Here is a 16825-nt window from a genome sequence, read left to right as displayed (position 1 = left end):
GACGTACCGTCGGTCCCGGTGCCAGGAAACCGCCGCCATTCACCCAGGGGGACGCTTGTACGGGGCTGCGCCGTTCCCGGAGGCGGGGCCGGGAACCCCCGCACGTTGTCATGGGAGGGAAGTGCCGACCGTCGAGCGAGGGGAACAGCAGGGATGCGGAAGCGAACCCACCGTGTGCGGGCCGGCCTCGCCGTCGTGGCGGCCGTGGTGCTGGGAGCCGCCGGCTGTGCCGGCGGGGACGGGCACGCGCCGGCCCCGAAGGGCACCAAGGCGCGCGCGGCCCGGCCTCCGGTGTGGGACCGCAGTCCCGACTCCATCGCCGCGGTGGGCGACTCCATCACGCGCGGCTTCGACGCGTGCACGGTGCTGTCGGACTGCCCGGAGGTGTCGTGGGCGACGGGCGGCGACGCCAGGGTGGACAGCCTGGCGGTGCGGCTGCTGGGCGTGACGAGGGCGGCGGAGCACAGCTGGAACTACGCGGTGACCGGCGCCCGCATGGCCGACCTGCCGGAGCAGATGGAGCAGGCGGCGGCGCACAGCCCGGAGTTGGTGACGGTGATGGTGGGCGCGAACGACGCCTGCCGGTCCTCGGCGTCGGCGATGACCTCGGTGGCCGACTTCCGCGCCGACTTCGAGGAGGCGATGGGCACCCTGCGCTCGTCGCTGCCGAAGACGCAGGTGTACGTGGCGAGCGTGCCGAACCTGAAGCGGTTGTGGTCCGAGGGCCGGACGAACGCGCTGGGCAAGCAGGTGTGGAAGCTGGGCATCTGCCCCTCGATGCTGGCCGACGCGGACGATCTGACCAGTGCGGCGATGGTGCGCCGGGACAGCGTGCAGCAGCGGGTGGTGGAGTACAACAAGGTGTTGAAGGAGGTCTGCGCCAAGGACCACCGCTGCCGCTTCGACGACAACGCGGTGTACGACTACCGCTTCGGCACGGACCAGCTCAGCCACTGGGACTGGTTCCACCCCAGCACGGACGGCCAGGCGCGGCTGGCGGAGATCGCGTACCGCAGGATCACGGCGAGCCGGCCGTGACCTAATGTTCCCCACATGAACGAACTTTTCGGCACACTTTCCGACGGCACCCCGGTGCACCGGTGGACGCTGGAGCGCGACGGGGTGCGGGTGCGGGTGCTGTCGTACGGCGGGATCGTGCAGTCGGTCGAGGTCCCGGACGGGGCCGGGCGGACGACGGACGTGGTGCTGGGCTTTCCGGATCTCGACGGCTATCTGGCGCATCCGGAGCCGTATCTGGGTGCCGTGATCGGCCGGTACGCGAACCGGATCGCGGGCGGCCGGTTCGCGCTGGACGACCGGACGTACGCGCTGGCGCGGAACAACGGCCCGAATTCGCTGCACGGCGGCGAGCGCGGTTTCGACCAGCGGGTGTGGGAGGTGGCGCCCGTCGCGCACGGGCTGCGCCTGAGCCGGGTGAGCCCGCACGGCGAGGAGGGCTTTCCGGGCCGGCTGGCGGTGACGGTGACCTACACGCTCGGGGAGTCGGGTGCGCTGCGGATCGCGTACGAGGCGGTCACCGACGCGCCGACGGTGGTGAACCTGACGAACCACACGTACTGGAACCTGAGCGGCTCCGGCCACGCCGGCGGCCACGAGCTGCGGCTGGCCGCGTCCCGGTACACGCCGGTGGACGCGGACCTGATCCCCTGCGGGGAACCGGCGGACGTCACGGGGTCCCGCTTCGATTTCCGTACGGCCCGGAAGATCGGCTCCGGTTACGACCACAACTTCGCGCTCGACAAGGGGCTGACCGGGGCGGCCGAGGAGGTGGCCGAGCTGTACGACCCCGCGTCCGGGCGGACTCTCACGGTGGCGACGACCGAGCCGGGCCTCCAGCTGTACACCGCCGACCACCTGTCCGGCCCGTTCTTCCCCGGCGCCGGGATCGCCCTGGAGACGCAGCACTTCCCGGACGCCCCCAACCGGCCCGACTTCCCGAGCACGGTGCTGCGGCCCGGGGAGGTCTTCCGGTCCGAGACGGTGTACGCCGTCTCGGCGGCCTAGCCCTGCCGGCCCCGGACAGCGCGGAGGCCTCCGTGCCGGCGAGGACGGAAGTCCCACCGGCCCGGAGGCCTCGACCGTGGCGAGAAACCTCACCACCGAGCTGGCTGCTGCCTGACTCAGCCGCCGGCACCCGCACCGGCTCCGGCTCCGGCACCAGCACCGGCCCCGGCGCCAGCACCCGCACCCGCACCCGCACCGGCTCCGGCGCCCGCGCCGGCCCCAGCACCCGCACCCGCACCCGCACCCGCTCCGACCCCAGCACCCGCACCCGCACCGGCTCCGGCACCAGCACCCGCACCGGCCCCAGCGCCCGCACCGGCTCCAGCGCCTGCACCAGCCCCAGCACCAGCACCAGCACCCGCGCCAGCCCCGGCACCAGCACCCGCACCCGCACCGGCTCCGGCGCCGGCGCCTGCACCAGCGCCGGCCCCAGCACCAGCACCCGCGCCAGCCCCGGCCCCAGCACCAGCCCCAGCACCCGCACCCGCACCCGCACCCGCACCCGCACCCGCACCCGCACCATTGCCCTTGGTCGGCTTGTTGTGCTTGGTCTGCTTGTTGTGCTTGGACTTGTGGTGGGCGTCGTGCTTGGCCTGGTCATGCACCTGGGTGTGCACCGCCTGCGGTGCGACCGTCGGTGCGGCGAAAGCGGTGGTGGGGAGCAGTACACCGCCGGCTGCCAGGGTGACCGTGGTGGCCAGCATCGCGAGCCGCTTCTTGCAGGTCTTGCGCTCGATGTTCGTCATGGGAATCCGCCTCCGTGGGGGTTGGTGCCCGAGCCGTTCTCGGGCTGCTTCAAATGAACCCCGGCGGCGGCACCCCGGTCAGGTTCCGGGAAGTCGTAACTTGACGAACCGGACATAACACTGTTAACGCACATACCGAGCCCCGGCCCAGGGGTCAGGTCCCGGGCCGGGGCTGCTCATGCGGGAGGCTTGTCCCGGATCAGACGTTAATCGGCGCGATCAGCCTCCGGTCGGCGATCGAGCGCCCGGCGGTGATCTCGTACGAACCCTTCACACATGCCCACGCCTTCCCCGTCTCGTCCCAGACCTCGAAGGCGCGGCGCGGCAGCTCCACGGTGACCTCGGCGCTCTGCCCCGGCCCGGCCTCGACGGACGCGAAGCCCGCCAGCCGGTGCGCCGGGCGCTCGGGGCCGGGCCCGGCCGGGGAGACGTAGACCTGGACGACCTCCCGGCCGGCCCGCTCGCCGGTGTTGCGCACGCGGACGCGGACGGTGGTGCCGTCGACGTCCAGGGACTCGTAGGCCCAGTCGGTGTAGCCGAGGCCGTGGCCGAAGGGGTACGAGGGGGTGCGGCCGGCCTGTTCCCAGGCCCGGTAGCCGATGAACACGCCCTCGCTGTACGGCAGTTCGCCGTCGACCGGGACGACCTGGGTGACCGGGGCGTCGGCGAGGGAGCCCCAGGTGGTGGGGAGCCGGCCGCCGGGCTCGTGGGCGCCGGTGAGGACGTCGGCGAGGGCGGCGCCGCCCTCCTGGCCGGGGAACCAGGTCAGCAGGACGGCAGCGACCTCGTCCCGCCAGGGCAGCTCCACCGGGGAGCCGGCGTTGACGACCACGACGGTGTTCGGGTTGGCGGCGGCGACCGCGCGGACCAGGTCGTCCTGGCGGCCGGGCAGGGCCAGGTCCCGGCGGTCGAAGCCCTCGGACTCCACGCGGTCGGTGGTGGCGACCATGACGACGGCCGTGTCCGCGCCGCGGGCGGCCTCGACGGCCTCGGCGATCAGCTCGTCCGGGTCGCGCTGCGGGCCGGAGTGGGCGAGCGCGAAGCCGACCACCTTCATCGGGAGGTCCTCGGGGAGCCGGACGACGTGGGTGAGGGAGACCTCGACCGGTTCGCCGGCGGTCAGCTCCACCTCGGCACGGGGGGCGGGGGCGCCGAAGAAGGCCTCGAAGGGGTCGTCCTTGCCGGGGCGCTGGACGTCGTCGTAGTACGTCGTGCCGCCGATGGTGAGGGTGAAGGGGCCCGTGCCCTTGATCCCGAAGGTGTGCGGGCCGGACTCGCGGGGCGTGAAGGTGCCGGTCAGCTCGACGGTGTGCAGGGTGTCGTAGGTGACGCCGTCGGGGAGGTCGGAGCCCATCCACTGGATGAGGCCGCCGGGGGCGGAGCGGGTGCCGATGACCTCGCCGGCGGCGTTGCGGCAGACGGCCCGCAGGGTGAAACCCTGGTCGGCGACGGCCATTTCGGTGGCCGGGTCGGCGCCGACGGCGTAGCTGAGGGTGCCCTCGGGGAGGGCGGCGGTGAGGCCGTCGAGCGGGGAGACGATCCGGGCCGGGAAGACGGTGGCGGAGCCGCCGCCGAGCACGCGGGCGTCGCGGGCGGCGGCGCCGATCAGGGCCACGGTGCCGTGGGGCGGCAACGGCAGGGCACGGTTCTCGTTGCGGACGAGGACGAAGGAGCGGCGGGCGATCTCGCGGGCCAGGGCCTCGCCGTCGACCGGCGCGGGCGGTTCGGCGACCTCCGGTTCGGCGCCGGCCAGGACGCCGACGCGGGCGGCGAGCCGCAGCACCCGGCGGACGGCCGCGTCGACCGTGGCCTCGGCGACCTTGCCGTCCCGCACGGCCCGGGCGAGGGCGGGGCCGTAGACGGTCCGGGGGCCGGGCATGGCGACGTCCAGGCCGCCGTTGACGGCGCCGACGGTGTCCCGGGCGGCCGTCCAGTCGGAGACGTTGAAGCCGTCGAAGCCCCATTCGCCGCGCAGGACCTCGTTGACGAGGTGGTGGTGCTCGGTCATCGTCGTGCCGTTGACGGTGTTGTAGGCGGTCATGATGCCCCAGGGGCGGGCGTTCTCGACGATGGCCTCGAAGGGGGCCAGGTACAGCTCGCGCAGGGCGCGTTCGGAGACCAGGTTGTTCACCGTGAGGCGGTCGGTCTCGGCGTCGTTGGCGACGAAGTGCTTGACGGTGGTGCCGACTCCGCCGGACTGGACGCCGCGGACGTAGCCGGCGCCGATGACGCCGGTCAGGTACGGGTCCTCGCTGTAGCACTCGAAGTGGCGGCCGCCGAGCGGGGAGCGGTGCAGGTTGACCGTGGGGGCGAGCAGGACGTGGACGCCCTTGCGGCGGGCCTCCTGGGCGAGCAGGACACCGGCGCGGCGGGCGAGTTCGGGGTCCCAGGTGGCGGCGAGCGCGGTCGGGGAGGGCAGGGCGACGGAGGGGTCGTCGGCGGTCCAGCGCACGCCCCGGACGCCGATCGGACCGTCCGACATCACCAGGGACTCCAGGCCGATCTCGGGCAGCGCGGGCAGGGTCCACATGTCCTGGCCGGCCAGCAGTCGTGCCTTGGCGTCGAGGCCGAGCGCGCCGAGGGCGGTCTCCACGACCGCCTCGCGGGCCTTCTCGGCCGGGGTGAGCTGGGATCCCGCCATCTGGTTCCTCCTCGTCGAGTCCATGCAGGTGGGTCCATCGTGCACGGGTGACCTGTAGAGCGGTAGGTTTCGTCACCTTGCCGTTACATTCAGGGTGGGGGGATGTCGTACGGTGACGTCATGAACGCGAGGGTCAGGAGCGAGGAGCGGCGCGCGGAGATCGTCGGCGCCGCGCTCGAGGTGATCGCCGAGCGGGGATACCGGGGGGCGAGCCTGGCCGCGGTGGCCGAGCGCGTCGGGCTCACCCAGCAGGGGCTGCTGCACTACTTCCCCACCAAGGACGCCCTGCTGGTGGCCGTGCTCCGGGAGCGGGACCGGTGGGACGCGGTGCCGGACTCCCAGTGGCGGATGGATCTGCTGGCCTCGCTGGTCGAGTACAACGCGATGCGGCCGGGGATCATCCAGACCTTTTCCGCGTTGCTCGGTGAGAGCGTGACGGAGGAGCATCCGGCGCGCGACTACTTCACCGAGCGGTACGCCCGCGTCCGCGCGACCATGGCCTCGGTCCTGCGCACCGAGTACGGCGACCGGCTGCCGAACGGGCTCACCCCCGAGCGGACCGCTCCGCTGCTCGTGGCGGTGATGGACGGCCTCCAGTACCAGTGGCTCCTGGACCCCGGGTCGGTGGACATGCCGGGCGCCTTCCGCGACTTCCTGCGGTTGCTGGGCGAGCCGGTGGAATAGGGCGCACCTGGAAGCCGACGGCACCGCGACTCCTCAAGGGCGCGGGGAACTGCGCGAGCGGCCACGGCGGGCACCCACCGGGCCATGGCGCGCAGCCCTCGCGGCGCCTACCGTGGAGCGGCCCGTGCCTGCCGGCGATGGAAGGACCCAAATCCCTTGACCCGCATACGCGTTCACGTAGGCGTCCTCGGTCTGGCCCTGTTGGCCGGGCCGGCCGTTCCGCCGGTCACCGCCTCCGCCGCACCGGTCACCGCCCCCTTCCTCACCGTTGAGGAGCAGCGGCTCGACGACGCCGTGCCGCAGGAGATTCTCCGGCGGTCGGGATTCGGCGACGCGGCCCCGGACTTCGGCCGCGCGCTGGAGCGGGCGCACGACTACGCGCAGGCCCGCCGCATCGTCGTACGGCAGGGATCCGTGCTGTGGCGACGGGCCGTGGACCGGGCGCAGGGGCGGGGGCCGGCGGGTGGTGACCTGAGCCGGGACGACGACCGGCCGCTGTACTGGGCGCGGCTTGGGATGAGCCGGGAAGTGCGGACATGGGAGCCGCGGTTCGGCCTCACCGGCGAGCAACGCGACGCACTGCTGGACCGCTTGGAGCGGACCTCGCGGGGGCAGACCGACATCCGCTACCCGGCCGGGGGCCGCCTGCGCCGTGTGCTGCTCACCGGCTTCGACCCCTTCACGCTCGACCGGGACATCCGCATCTCCAACCCGTCCGGGGCGACGGCGCTCGCGCTCGACGGCACGGTGGTCCGGACGGCGCGGGGACCGGCCCGGATCGAGACCGCCGTGTTCCCGGTGCGCTGGCGGGACTTCGCCGAGGGCACGGTGGAGCGGACGCTGCGGCCGTACCTGCCGAAGGTGGACCTGTTCACGACCGTGAGCCAGGGCCGCGTCGGCCGGTTCGACATCGAGCGCACCAACGGCGCCTGGCGCGGCGGCTTCCCGGACAACGACAACGTCTCCCGGACCGGGACCGTCCCGGTCGCCGACCCGGCGACACAGCCGCAGTGGACGAGCACGACCCTGCCGTACGCCACCGTCGTGGCCGCGCGGACGGGCCGCTTCCCGGTCTACGACCACACGGAGGTGACCGAGATCCCGGCGGGCGGCGCCGGTCCCGTCGTACGGCCGGACGGACCGACCCCAGGCTCCACCGCGCGCGCCGGGGCCGGTGGCGACTACCTGTCCAACGAGATCGCCTACCGGGCCACCCTGCTGCGGGACCGGCTCGGGCTGCGCGACACCCTGCCCGGCGGGCATGTGCACACCCCGGTGCTCCAGTTCGGGACCGGGAACACCGCCGAGGTGACCGACCCCGAGTTCGTGCGCAACCGGCTGGACATCATCGACCAGGTGCGGGCGATCGTCGCGGTGGCCGTCAGTGCGACGGAGCGAAGGCCAGGCTGATGCCGAGGCCGGCCAGGACGGAGCCGATGACCTTGTTGAGGACCTTCTGGGCGCGGAGCATCAGCGTGCGCATGCGCTCCTGCGAGAAGAAGAGCGCGACGACGCCGAACCACAGCAGGTGGGCCAGCGACATGAACAGGCCGTAGCCCACCTGCCGCCAGACCGGCGTGCCGGGGCTGACGACCTGGGCGAAAGTGGAGACGACGAACAGGGTGGTCTTGGGGTTGAGGACGTTGGTGAGGAAGCCGGTGCGCAGCGCGGCGAGCGGCGTCAGCGCGGCCTTGTGCTCCAGGTCCACCTCGACCTCGCCGCGGGTGCGGAAGGTGCGTACGCCGATGTGGACGAGGTAGGCGGCGCCGATCAGCTTGACGACCGTGAACAGGAAGGTGGAGGAGGCGATCAGCAGGCCCACGCCGAGCATCGTGTAGCTGACGTGGACCAGTACGCCGGCGGCGACGCCGGCGGCGGCGAACAGGCCGGTGCGGCGGCCGTACAGATAGCTGTTGCGGACGATCATCGCGAAGTCGGCGCCGGGGGCGATGACGGCCAGGACGGTGATGACGGCTACGGCGAGTACCTCGGTCACGGGGTGACGTCCTCCACTTCGGGTTCGTCGGCGCCGTCCTCGCCGGTCTCCTCGCCCAGCAGGTCGCGGGCGAGGAGCGTGGCGCCCGCGACCGCGCCCGGCATCAGGAACACCGCGACGAACGGCACCAGGAAGGCCAGGCCCAGCGGCGTGCCGAAGCCCCAGACCAGGGTCTTGCGGGAGCGGAGCAGGGCGAGCCGGGCGCGCAGGTCGACGCCCCGGCGCTGCAGCGCCACGGCGGCGAGTTCCTCGGTGAGGAAGAAGCCGGTGACGAAGAAGCCGATCACGGGTACGGCGGTCTGCCCGACGAAGGGCAGGAACCCCAGGGCGAAGAGCAGGACGCCCCACAGGCCGGCCCGGACCAGGATGCGCAGGCTGTCCCGGGCCGAGATCCACAGCTCGCGCCAGTGCGGGAGGTCGGACCGGGGAGCGGTGCCGTCGGGCGAGACGTCGGCGTCGACCTTCTCCGAGAGGCTCTCGTAGAAGGGCTGGCCGACCAGCAGGGTGACGGCGGTGAACGTCAGCACGGCCAGCAGCAGGCCGAGGGCGAACAGGACGGCCGTCAGGAAGCCGCGGAACAGGCCCTGCCAGGGGCTGGACCAGTCGTCCGCGAACGGGGTCGCCCAGCCGACCGCGTCCGCGCCCCACAGGGCGAGCGCGACCAGCGCGGCGGCGTACAGGACCAGCGTGATCAGGCCGGGCAGCAGTCCGAACCCGTACTGCCGTCCATGCCGGGCCACCCATCGCTGGCCCTTCAGCAGATAACCGAAACCCACCCCAAGATCGCGCATGGCGAGGACTTTACTGGCTCGGCCGGGCCGGCGCGGCTGCTCAGACGTCCAGCATGCGGCGGAGCAGGTCGCGCAGGGAGCCGCGCTCGTCGTCGGTGAGGGCGGCGAGCGGTTCGCGCGCGAAGTGCAGGCTCTCGCGCAGGTCCCGGGCCACCCGGCAGCCCTCCTCCGTGGCGGCGGCCACCTTCACCCGGCGGTCGGCCGGGTCGGGGCGGCGCTCCACCAGGCCGCGGGACTCCAGGCGGTCCACGATCCCGGTGACGTTCGACGGCTCGCACTTCAACTTCTGCGCCAGCTTGCGCATGGGCAGCGGTTCCAGCGAGAGCAGGCTGAGCAGCCGGGCCTGCGGACCGGTCAGCGTGTGCTCGCCCGCGGCCTTCTCGTAGTCCGCGTAGAAGCGGGCCACGACGTCACCGATCAGCTCCACGACTTCCAGGGTGACGGCGTCGGGGCGATGACTCTTCGTTGGGGTGGACATGGGCTCCAGGATACCCGCTTACTTGACATCATGAAATATTCAGGTGCAGGGTTGTTTCAGGTACTGAAGTAAAGGAAAGGCTCTGTCATGATCAACCGCGAGTGGCACCTGCTCAGCCGTCCCGTCGGCTGGCCGAAGCCCGAGGACTTCGCCCTGGTCGAGGCGCCGGTCCCGACCCCGGGCGAGGGTCAGGTGCTGGTGCGGAACAAGTACCTCTCCGTCGACCCGTACATGCGCGGCCGGATGAGCGAGGCGAAGTCGTACGTCGCCCCCTTCCAGCTGGGCGAGGTCATGCAGGGCGGCGCGGTCGGCGAGGTGATCGAGTCCCGCGCCGAGGGCATCGCGGTCGGCGACCACGTCCTGCACTTCCTCGGCTGGCGCGAGTACGCGGCCGTGGACGCGAGGAACGCCGTGAAGGTGGGCCCGACCGCCGTCCCCGCCGTCAAGGTCGACGCCGGCGCCCAGGAGGTGCCCCTGTCGGCGTACCTGGGCGTCCTCGGCATGACCGGTCTGACCGCCTACGCCGGCCTGCTGCGCACCGCCTCCTTCAAGGAGGGTGACGTCGTGTTCGTGTCGGGCGCCGCCGGGGCCGTGGGCAGCCAGGTGGGCCAGATCGCCAAGCTCAAGGGCGCCTCCCGGGTCATCGGCTCGGCCGGCTCCGACGAGAAGGTCAAGCTGCTGGTGGAGGAGTACGGCTTCGACGCCGCGTTCAACTACAAGAACGGCCCGGTCGCCGAGCAGCTGCGCCAGGCCGCGCCCGACGGCATCGACGTCTACTTCGACAACGTCGGCGGGGACCACCTGGAGGCCGCCATCGGTTCCCTGAACGAGGGCGGCCGGATCGCCGTCTGCGGCATGATCTCGGTCTACAACAACACCGAGCCCGCCCCCGGCCCGAAGAACCTCGCCCGCCTCATCCAGACCCGCGGCCGCATCGAGGGCTTCCTGGTCGGCGACCACTACGACCTTCAGCCGCAGTTCGTCCAGGAGGTCGGCCCGTGGGTCGCCTCGGGCGCGCTGAAGTACCGCGAGACCGTGGCCGAGGGCATCGAGAACACCCTGGAGGCGTTCCTCGGGGTCCTGCGCGGCGACAACGTCGGCAAGATGGTCGTCAAGCTCTAGCCTTCCCGTGATTTTCGGCATGCGGTAACTTCTTTCCGAAAATCCGTCGTCGATCGTGGGCGCGAGTCGCGGCGGACCGAGGAGGAAGACAACCGCATGCCCATCACGCAGTCCGACGTCCTGTACACCGCCGTCGCCACCGCCGAGAACGGCCGCGACGGGCGGGTCGCCACGGACGACGGCCGACTCGACGTCGTCGTCAATCCGCCGAAGGAGATGGGCGGCAGCGGGTCCGGGACCAACCCGGAGCAGCTGTTCGCCGCCGGTTACAGCGCGTGCTTCCAGGGGGCGCTGGGTGTGGTCGCCCGGCAGGAGGGCGCCGACGTCTCCGGGTCGACCGTCACCGCGAAGGTCGGGATCGGGAAGAACGACGAGGGGTTCGGGATCATCGTGGAGATCTCGGCGAGCATCCCGAACGTGGACGCGGCCACCGCGCGGGACCTGGTCGAGAAGGCCCACCAGGTGTGCCCCTACTCGAAGGCGACTCGGGGCAACATCACCGTGACGCTGGTCTGACCTTCGTCGTTGGCACATCGGCAGCCGCACCCTTGGACGTGGGGTGCGGCTGCTTTTCCCTAGGCGGTCGCCGGCGCCGCTCGCTGGACGGCTGCCGCCATCCTGTTGTTCTCGGGGGCCGCTCCGCCGGGGAACGCGAATCTGCGCCTCGTGTAGGCGTAGGCGATGCCGCTGTGCGGGTCCGCGAAGGCCTGGACGCCGTTGGCGCCGCTGTGGCCCAGGGTGGCGGCGCCCAGGAAGGGGTGCCAGGTGTCGGCGGTCGCCTGGAAGCCGAGGCCGAAGGACTTGTGGGCGCGGGCCACCAGGTCGTAGCCCGTGGAGTGGATCTGCCCGAACTCCGCCAGCGTGTCCTCCTTGAGCAGCGGGGTCCTGCCGTCCATCTCGCTGATCATCGCCGCGTACATGCCCGCGAGACCGCGTGCCGAGCCGACGCCGCCCACCGAGGCGGGGCCCTTGGCGCGGATCAGCCGCTCGTTCGGCAGGCTCTCCAGGTCCGTGGGCTGGGCGCCGTGCCGGTTGAAGGCGATCGACTCGAGGGTGTGCGGGCCGGTCGGTACGGCGTCGAGCTGGGCCTGCTGCGCGGGGGTCGGCAGCATCGGCTGGACCGTGCGGAAGCGCGGCTCGTGCGCGGCCGGCAGGCCCAGGTGGAGGTCGAGGCCGTGGGGGGCGCGGATCCGCTCCTCGTAGACCTCCTGGAGCGTACGGCCCGTCGCCCGGCGGACGACCTCGCCGGTCAGCGCGCCGATGACCAGCGCGTGATAGCCGAAGGCCGTGCCCGGCCGCCAGAAGGGCCGCTGGTCGGCGAGGCGTTCGGCGATCATCCGGTCGTCCGCCAGCTCGGCGAGCGTGAACCCGGTGTCGGTACCGACCAGCCCCGCACGGTGCGACAGCAGGTCCCGCAGCGTCAGCGCGCCCTTGCCCTCGGCGGCGAACTCCGGCCAGTAGTAGGTGACTTTGCGGTCCAGCTCCAGCGTGCCGTCCTGCACGAGCAGCGCCGCGACCAGGTGGGCCGCGCCCTTCGTCGCCGAGTACACGGCGTACAGCGAGTCGCCCGTCACCTGGGGGCCCGCCCACAGATCCACGACCCGGCGGCCGTGGACGTACGCGCACAACTGGCCCTCGAAGTCCTGCCGTTCCCCGGCGACGAGGGCGGCGAACTCCTCGCGCACCGGCTCGAAGCCCTCGGCGACCGTGCCCTGGACGGTGATCTCCTGCGTCATCCGCTCTCCTCGACCGATCCGCTGCTCGCTGCTCCCCGTCGGCGCAACGCCCTGGCGATCTCGGGCGTTCCCGGGATCGGTACGGCGGGACGTGCCCGTTCGACTCAACCCCCGTGCGGGCCGGTGGGTGTCACGGATGCCCCGGATGGCGGATGGGAGGGGTCGGCGCGGGGTGCGCCGGGCGCGCCGCGGGTGCGCTCAGGTGCACCACCACAGAAAGCGGTCGCAGGTCTTGGTGGGCGAGGGCGCGGGGGTGGGGGCGGCGGTCGTGGGCGCCGCGGTGGGGGTGCCGGCGGGCGCGCTGGCGGCCGGGCTGGCGGGGGTGGTCGCGGCCGTACCGGAGCCCGTGGTGGCCGGCTCACGGGCCTCGCCGGTGTCCTCGGCGGAGGGGGAAGCGGAATCCTTGTCCTTTGCGGACTTCGAGGGGGACGCGGAGGCCGAGGCGTCCGGGGAGGCGGAGTCGCCCGCGCTCGGAGAGGTGCCGGAGGTGGCGTCGATCGGGTCCGCGGTGCGGTCCGGCGCGGTGGAGGCGGCGCCACCGTCCGCCGTGGTGTCCCCGGCGGGGGCCGGGGGGTCGCTGGAGAACGGCGAGAAGGGCGCGTCCGTGCCGAGTTCGGCGAGGCTCAGTCCGCCGGCCGCGAGCACGAACCCGGCCGCGATCAACACGGTGCGGCGACGGCGACGGCGGTGCACGGCGGCCTTGCGGTCCCGCCGGCTCCCCCCGGCCCGGGCGGCCCGCCGGCCGCCGGGCGCGGCCTCCTCGGCGGTCTCGCGGTCGGCGTACTCGCCCGTGTGCTCCCCCGCGTGCTCCCCCGCGTGTTCGTCCGTGTACTCGTCGGCATGACCGTCGGCATGGCCGGCCTCGCCGGTCTCCTGCCAGTGGTCGGGCCGGTCGGGAGCCTCGGGTGCGCCGAGCGGGTCGTAGGGTGCGTCGTACGGGTTGCCGTACGCCGTCGGTGGCTGCGCGTACCCGTGCTCGTACGCGTGCGGGTGCGCGGTCGCCGCGGCCGTGGTGACGGGGAGGCGGCCGGCCGGCGTTCCGCACCCGGGGCAGGCCAGGGCGCCGTTGAGGTGCCGTTGGCACGGGGGGCAGTAGTCCATGACGCGGGAAGACTAAGGTCCGCGCGGTCCCCGTTCCAGGCGGGACTGTGAAGGTTTCGTGCGAGGTCGAAAGAGTTCTCGAAAGCCTTGCCGAAACCGTTACCTGTTCGACCCATTGACACTCCTGCCGGACCATCCTTACTGTCACGCCAGCATTTCGAACGTGTGACGAAATCTCGAACAGCTGAGGGGCAACTGTCGTGCGCATCACCGGAATCAGCACGCACGTGGTCGGCACGCCGTGGCGCAACCTGACCTACGTTCAGGTGCACACCGACGAGGGCATCACGGGAGTCGGCGAGACCCGGATGCTCGGGCACACCGACGCGCTGATCGGCTATCTGCGGGAGGCCGAGGCCAACCACATTCTCGGATCCGACCCGTTCGCTGTCGAGGACCTGGTGCGCCGCATGAAGTACGGCGACTACGGCCGCGCCGGCGAGATCGTCATGTCCGGCATCGCGGTCGTCGAGATGGCGTGCTGGGACATCAAGGGCAAGGCGCTTGGCGTGCCGGTGTGGCAGCTGCTCGGCGGGAAGGTGACCGACAAGGTCAAGGCGTACGCCAACGGGTGGTACACGACCGAGCGGACGCCGGAGGCGTACCACAAGGCCGCACAGGGGGTCATGGAGCGCGGGTACAAGGCGCTGAAGATCGACCCGTTCGGCACCGGGCACTTCGAGCTGGACCACGAGCAGACCCTGTACGCGGTCTCGCTCATCGAGGCCGTGCGGGACGCCATCGGCCCGGAGGCCGAGCTGATGCTGGAGATGCACGGCCGGTTCTCCCCCGCCACCGCCGTCCGGCTGGCCAAGGAGATGGCCCCCTTCAAGCCGGCCTGGCTGGAGGAGCCGGTGCCGCCGGAGAACCTGAAGGCGCTGGAGAAGGTCGCCGCCAAGGTCGACATCCCGGTCGCCACCGGTGAGCGGATCCACGACCGGATCGAGTTCCGCGAGCTGTTCGACAGCCAGTCCGTGGACATCATCCAGCCGGACGTCGGCCACATCGGCGGCATCTGGGAGACCCGGAAGCTGGCCGCCACCGCCGAGACCCACTACATGCTGGTCGCTCCGCACAACGTGGGCGGGTCCGTGCTCACCGCCGCCTCCCTCCAGGTCGGGTTCACCTCCCCGAACTTCAAGATCCTGGAGCACTTCAACGACTTCGCGGACGCGGAGATCAAGAAGGTGGTCAAGGGCGCGCCGCAGGTCGTGGACGGCTACTTCCACCTCTCCGACGCGCCCGGTCTCGGTGTCGAGCTGGACGTCGACGCGGCGGCCGAGTTCCCGCAGCAGCAGGCCCGGTTCGACCTGTGGGCCGAGGGCTGGGAGCAGCGCAAGCCGAAGGCCACCAAGTGAGTTCCCAGGTCCTGATCGAGGCGCCGGGCGTGCACCGGGTCGAGACCCACACGCCGCGCGAGCCCGGTCCCGGCGAGGCGCTGGTCGCGGTGCACGCGGTCGGCATCTGCGGCAGCGACCGCGAGGTGTACCAGGGCAACCGGCCCGAAGGGTACGTGCGGTATCCGCTCACGCCCGGGCACGAGTGGTCCGGGACCGTGCGGGCGGTGGGGGCCGGGGTGCCCGGCTCGCTCGTCGGCCGCAAGGTGGTCGGCGAGGGCTTCCGCAACTGCCAGGTCTGCGACCGGTGTCACGCGGGCGAGACCACGCTGTGCACGGCCGGGTACGAGGAGACCGGGTTCACCCAGCCCGGCGCCATGGCGGCCACGCTCACCCTGCCCGCCCGGCTGCTGCACGTCCTGCCGGACGACGCCGACCTGACCGCCGCCGCGCTGCTGGAGCCGGCCGCCTGCATCGCCGCCGCCGCGCTGAAGGCGAACGCCCAGCCGGGCGAGCGGGTCGCGGTGGTCGGCACGGGCACGCTGGGCATGTTCGCGGTGCAGTTCCTGACGGCGGTCTCGCCGGTGGAGCTGCTCGTGGTGGGCACGCGGGGCGACCGCGAGGTGCTGTCCCGGCAGTTCGGGGCGAGCGACTTCCGGTTGAAGGACCAGCCGCTGCCCGACGACTTCGACGTGGTGATCGAGACCGCCGGTTCGGCGTCCGCCGCGCGCACCGCCGCCTCGCTGCTGCGGCGCGGCGGGCGGCTGGTCCTCACCGGGATCCCGGCGGCGGGCGCGGACGGGCTCGACCCGACCGATCTCGTCGTGCGGCAGCTGGAGGTGCACACCGTCTTCGGGGCGCCGCCGGACGCCTGGGCGCACGCCGTGCGGGTGTTCGGCGCCGGGCTGCTGGCCCCGTTGCCGCTGGTCACGCACGAGTTGCCGCTGACCGAGTTCCCGCAGGCCATCGAGCTGGTGGGGGCCGGTGATCCGAAGGTGGGCAAGGTGCTGCTCCGCCCCTGACCGTACGCCGGTCAGGGCGCGACCTGACGGCGCCCTGACCGGCGTACACCCAGCGCTTTTTCGTACCGAGAGCCGCGAACCTTGTCCGATATATCGAACACGAAGGACAGCTTGTGACCGACGCTTCCGCTCCGGCAGCCCGCAGGCCCGGCGAGCAGGTGCTCGCCGCACTCGGCCTGGCCGCGCCCGCCCTCGACCCCGCCGACGCCTCCGCCCACACCTTCCCGGGCGGCGGTCGCTGGCGCACCGAGATCCCCTCGTGCGAGGGTCCCGAAGCGCTGGCGGTCGTCCTCAAGGAGGCGTCGCGCCTCGATGTGCCGATCCACCGGATCAGTCAGGGCAGCGGCGTGTGGATGCTCACCGACGCCGAGATCACCGAGATGGTCGAGGCCACCGGTGAACGCGACATCGAGCTCTGCCTGTTCACCGGCCCGCGCGGCACCTGGGACATCGGCGGCTCGGTGCGGTCCGACTCGCGGGGGGCCGGACTGCGCGCCCGGGGCCACGACGCGGTCGCCGGCTGCGTCGAGGACGCCGTCCGGGCCACCGAGCTGGGCGTCAAGTGCCTGCTCGTCGCCGACGAGGGCGTGCTGTGGACCCTGCACCGGGCCCGCCGGACCGGCATCATCCCGGCCGACACCACGCTGAAGGTCTCGGCGCTCATCGGCCCCGTCAACCCGGCCTCGTACGCCGTCTACGAGCGGCTCGGCGCCGACTCCGTCAACGTGCCCAGCGATCTGACGCTGGACCACCTCACGGAGATCCGCCGGGTGTCCGGCGCCCCGATGGACATGTACATCGAGGCCCCCGACGACCTCGGCGGCTACGTCCGGATGTACGAGGTCGCCGAGCTGATCCGGCGCGGCGCACCGCTCTACCTGAAGTTCGGCCTGTCCAAGGCGCCCGGCATCTACCCGTGGGGCACCCACCTCAGAGACGTCACCCTGGACACCGCCCGGGAGCGGGTGCGGCGCGGCCGGCTCGCCCTGGACCTGCTCGCCCGGCACGGCGCGGACGGCGACATGGCGCCGCTCGGCTCCCGGCTGCCCGGAACCCTCAACCGCTTCCCCGTCGAAGCATCCGCTCCCCTCACCTCCGCTCCCCTCACCTCCGCTCCTCTCAACGACGAGAACGACAAGGACTGAT

At 72.5% G+C, this 16825-nt stretch carries 15 protein-coding genes; 9 read left to right on the top strand and 6 right to left on the bottom strand.

Translation table 11 applies throughout. The features are described from left to right. Positions 1 to 153: 153 nt before the first annotated feature. Positions 154 to 1038: an SGNH/GDSL hydrolase family protein gene (locus tag ACIP4Y_RS03330; RefSeq protein WP_401387111.1), complete on the top strand. Its 885-nt coding sequence runs from the start codon at positions 154 to 156 to the stop codon at positions 1036 to 1038. 15 nt (positions 1039 to 1053) lie between these two features. After that, positions 1054 to 2025, top strand: a complete 972-nt coding sequence (locus tag ACIP4Y_RS03325) for an aldose epimerase family protein (RefSeq protein ID WP_401387108.1) — start codon at positions 1054 to 1056, stop codon at positions 2023 to 2025. 945 nt (positions 2026 to 2970) lie between these two features. Here ACIP4Y_RS03325 and ACIP4Y_RS03320 read toward each other — a convergent pair. Further along, positions 2971 to 5412, bottom strand: coding sequence for a glycoside hydrolase family 3 protein (locus ACIP4Y_RS03320; RefSeq protein WP_401387105.1), 2442 nt, complete (start codon positions 5410 to 5412; stop codon positions 2971 to 2973). Positions 5413 to 5514: 102 nt separating this feature from the next. On the opposite strand from ACIP4Y_RS03320, the gene ACIP4Y_RS03315 reads away from it, so the two are divergent. Together ACIP4Y_RS03315 and ACIP4Y_RS03310 are read left to right on the top strand one after the other, a co-directional pair. After that, positions 5515 to 6096 carry a TetR family transcriptional regulator gene (locus tag ACIP4Y_RS03315; protein ID WP_358635295.1) on the top strand — a complete coding sequence of 194 codons (582 nt, stop codon included), beginning with the start codon at positions 5515 to 5517 and terminating at the stop codon, positions 6094 to 6096. Between the two features lie 156 nt (positions 6097 to 6252). Beyond that, entirely contained in the window at positions 6253 to 7506 is a 1254-nt protein-coding gene (locus ACIP4Y_RS03310) for a pyroglutamyl peptidase (protein WP_401387102.1), read from the top strand. Here ACIP4Y_RS03310 and ACIP4Y_RS03305 read toward each other — a convergent pair. Genes ACIP4Y_RS03305 through ACIP4Y_RS03295 form a run of 3 tightly spaced genes read right to left on the bottom strand, consistent with a single transcriptional unit; the run spans position 7478 to position 9361 of the window. Then, complete coding sequence (locus ACIP4Y_RS03305; protein ID WP_401387099.1) at positions 7478 to 8092, bottom strand: LysE family translocator; 615 nt, start codon at positions 8090 to 8092, stop codon at positions 7478 to 7480. The two genes, ACIP4Y_RS03310 and ACIP4Y_RS03305, sit on opposite strands and share 29 nt — an antisense overlap. Further along, positions 8089 to 8883: an EI24 domain-containing protein gene (locus ACIP4Y_RS03300; RefSeq protein ID WP_401387096.1), complete on the bottom strand. Its 795-nt coding sequence runs from the start codon at positions 8881 to 8883 to the stop codon at positions 8089 to 8091. The genes ACIP4Y_RS03305 and ACIP4Y_RS03300 overlap by 4 nt, the downstream gene beginning before the upstream one ends. 40 nt (positions 8884 to 8923) lie before the next feature. Next, on the bottom strand, positions 8924 to 9361 hold the full coding sequence (locus ACIP4Y_RS03295) for a MarR family transcriptional regulator (protein ID WP_358635303.1): 438 nt from the start codon (positions 9359 to 9361) through the stop codon (positions 8924 to 8926). Positions 9362 to 9448: 87 nt separating this feature from the next. Here ACIP4Y_RS03295 and ACIP4Y_RS03290 point away from each other — a divergent pair, with 87 nt between their 5' ends. Both ACIP4Y_RS03290 and ACIP4Y_RS03285 read left to right on the top strand, forming a co-directional pair. After that, the gene (locus ACIP4Y_RS03290) at positions 9449 to 10483 is read left to right on the top strand and encodes an NADP-dependent oxidoreductase (RefSeq protein WP_401387092.1); all 1035 of its coding nucleotides are present in this window, start codon (positions 9449 to 9451) and stop codon (positions 10481 to 10483) included. A 96-nt stretch (positions 10484 to 10579) separates the two neighbouring features. Beyond that, the gene (locus ACIP4Y_RS03285; RefSeq protein WP_358635307.1) at positions 10580 to 10999 is read left to right on the top strand and encodes an organic hydroperoxide resistance protein; all 420 of its coding nucleotides are present in this window, start codon (positions 10580 to 10582) and stop codon (positions 10997 to 10999) included. Positions 11000 to 11058: 59 nt separating this feature from the next. On the opposite strand, the gene ACIP4Y_RS03280 is transcribed toward ACIP4Y_RS03285, so the two are convergent. Continuing rightward, positions 11059 to 12219 (bottom strand): serine hydrolase domain-containing protein, encoded by a 1161-nt coding sequence (locus ACIP4Y_RS03280; protein ID WP_401387089.1) that lies wholly within the window; start codon positions 12217 to 12219, stop codon positions 11059 to 11061. 198 nt (positions 12220 to 12417) lie between these two features. Then, complete coding sequence (locus tag ACIP4Y_RS03275; protein ID WP_401387086.1) at positions 12418 to 13320, bottom strand: hypothetical protein; 903 nt, start codon at positions 13318 to 13320, stop codon at positions 12418 to 12420. Positions 13321 to 13520: 200 nt separating this feature from the next. On the opposite strand from ACIP4Y_RS03275, the gene ACIP4Y_RS03270 reads away from it, so the two are divergent. The 3 genes from ACIP4Y_RS03270 to ACIP4Y_RS03260 all read left to right on the top strand — a co-directional run bounded on the left by ACIP4Y_RS03270 (position 13521) and on the right by ACIP4Y_RS03260 (position 16824). After that, entirely contained in the window at positions 13521 to 14678 is a 1158-nt protein-coding gene (locus tag ACIP4Y_RS03270; RefSeq protein WP_358635313.1) for a mandelate racemase/muconate lactonizing enzyme family protein, read from the top strand. After that, positions 14675 to 15679: a zinc-binding dehydrogenase gene (locus ACIP4Y_RS03265; RefSeq protein WP_401387083.1), complete on the top strand. Its 1005-nt coding sequence runs from the start codon at positions 14675 to 14677 to the stop codon at positions 15677 to 15679. Before ACIP4Y_RS03270 ends, ACIP4Y_RS03265 begins: the two co-directional genes overlap by 4 nt. A 113-nt stretch (positions 15680 to 15792) precedes the next feature. Next, on the top strand, positions 15793 to 16824 hold the full coding sequence (locus ACIP4Y_RS03260) for a hypothetical protein (RefSeq protein ID WP_401387080.1): 1032 nt from the start codon (positions 15793 to 15795) through the stop codon (positions 16822 to 16824). Position 16825: the final 1 nt, after the last annotated feature.

Origin of the sequence: Streptomyces sp. NPDC088810 (assembly GCF_044750305.1) — a bacterium.
Taxonomy (GTDB): domain Bacteria; phylum Actinomycetota; class Actinomycetes; order Streptomycetales; family Streptomycetaceae; genus Streptomyces.
Note: the sequence above shows the minus strand (reverse complement) of the source record. Positions and strands in the feature narration are given on the sequence as shown.

Bases quoted from the DNA above. Each gene is read 5' to 3' on its own strand.
- ACIP4Y_RS03275 (WP_401387086.1), bottom strand. From the start codon at position 13,320: ATGGACTACTGCCCCCCGTGCCAACGGCACCTCAACGGCGCCCTGGCC.
- ACIP4Y_RS03320 (WP_401387105.1), bottom strand. From the start codon at position 5,412: ATGGCGGGATCCCAGCTCACCCCGGCCGAGAAGGCCCGCGAGGCGGTC.
- ACIP4Y_RS03290 (WP_401387092.1), top strand. From the start codon at position 9,449: ATGATCAACCGCGAGTGGCACCTGCTCAGCCGTCCCGTCGGCTGGCCG.
- ACIP4Y_RS03280 (WP_401387089.1), bottom strand. From the start codon at position 12,219: ATGACGCAGGAGATCACCGTCCAGGGCACGGTCGCCGAGGGCTTCGAG.
- ACIP4Y_RS03295 (WP_358635303.1), bottom strand. From the start codon at position 9,361: ATGTCCACCCCAACGAAGAGTCATCGCCCCGACGCCGTCACCCTGGAA.
- ACIP4Y_RS03325 (WP_401387108.1), top strand. From the start codon at position 1,054: ATGAACGAACTTTTCGGCACACTTTCCGACGGCACCCCGGTGCACCGG.
- ACIP4Y_RS03315 (WP_358635295.1), top strand. From the start codon at position 5,515: ATGTCGTACGGTGACGTCATGAACGCGAGGGTCAGGAGCGAGGAGCGG.
- ACIP4Y_RS03285 (WP_358635307.1), top strand. From the start codon at position 10,580: ATGCCCATCACGCAGTCCGACGTCCTGTACACCGCCGTCGCCACCGCC.
- ACIP4Y_RS03330 (WP_401387111.1), top strand. From the start codon at position 154: ATGCGGAAGCGAACCCACCGTGTGCGGGCCGGCCTCGCCGTCGTGGCG.
- ACIP4Y_RS03300 (WP_401387096.1), bottom strand. From the start codon at position 8,883: ATGCGCGATCTTGGGGTGGGTTTCGGTTATCTGCTGAAGGGCCAGCGA.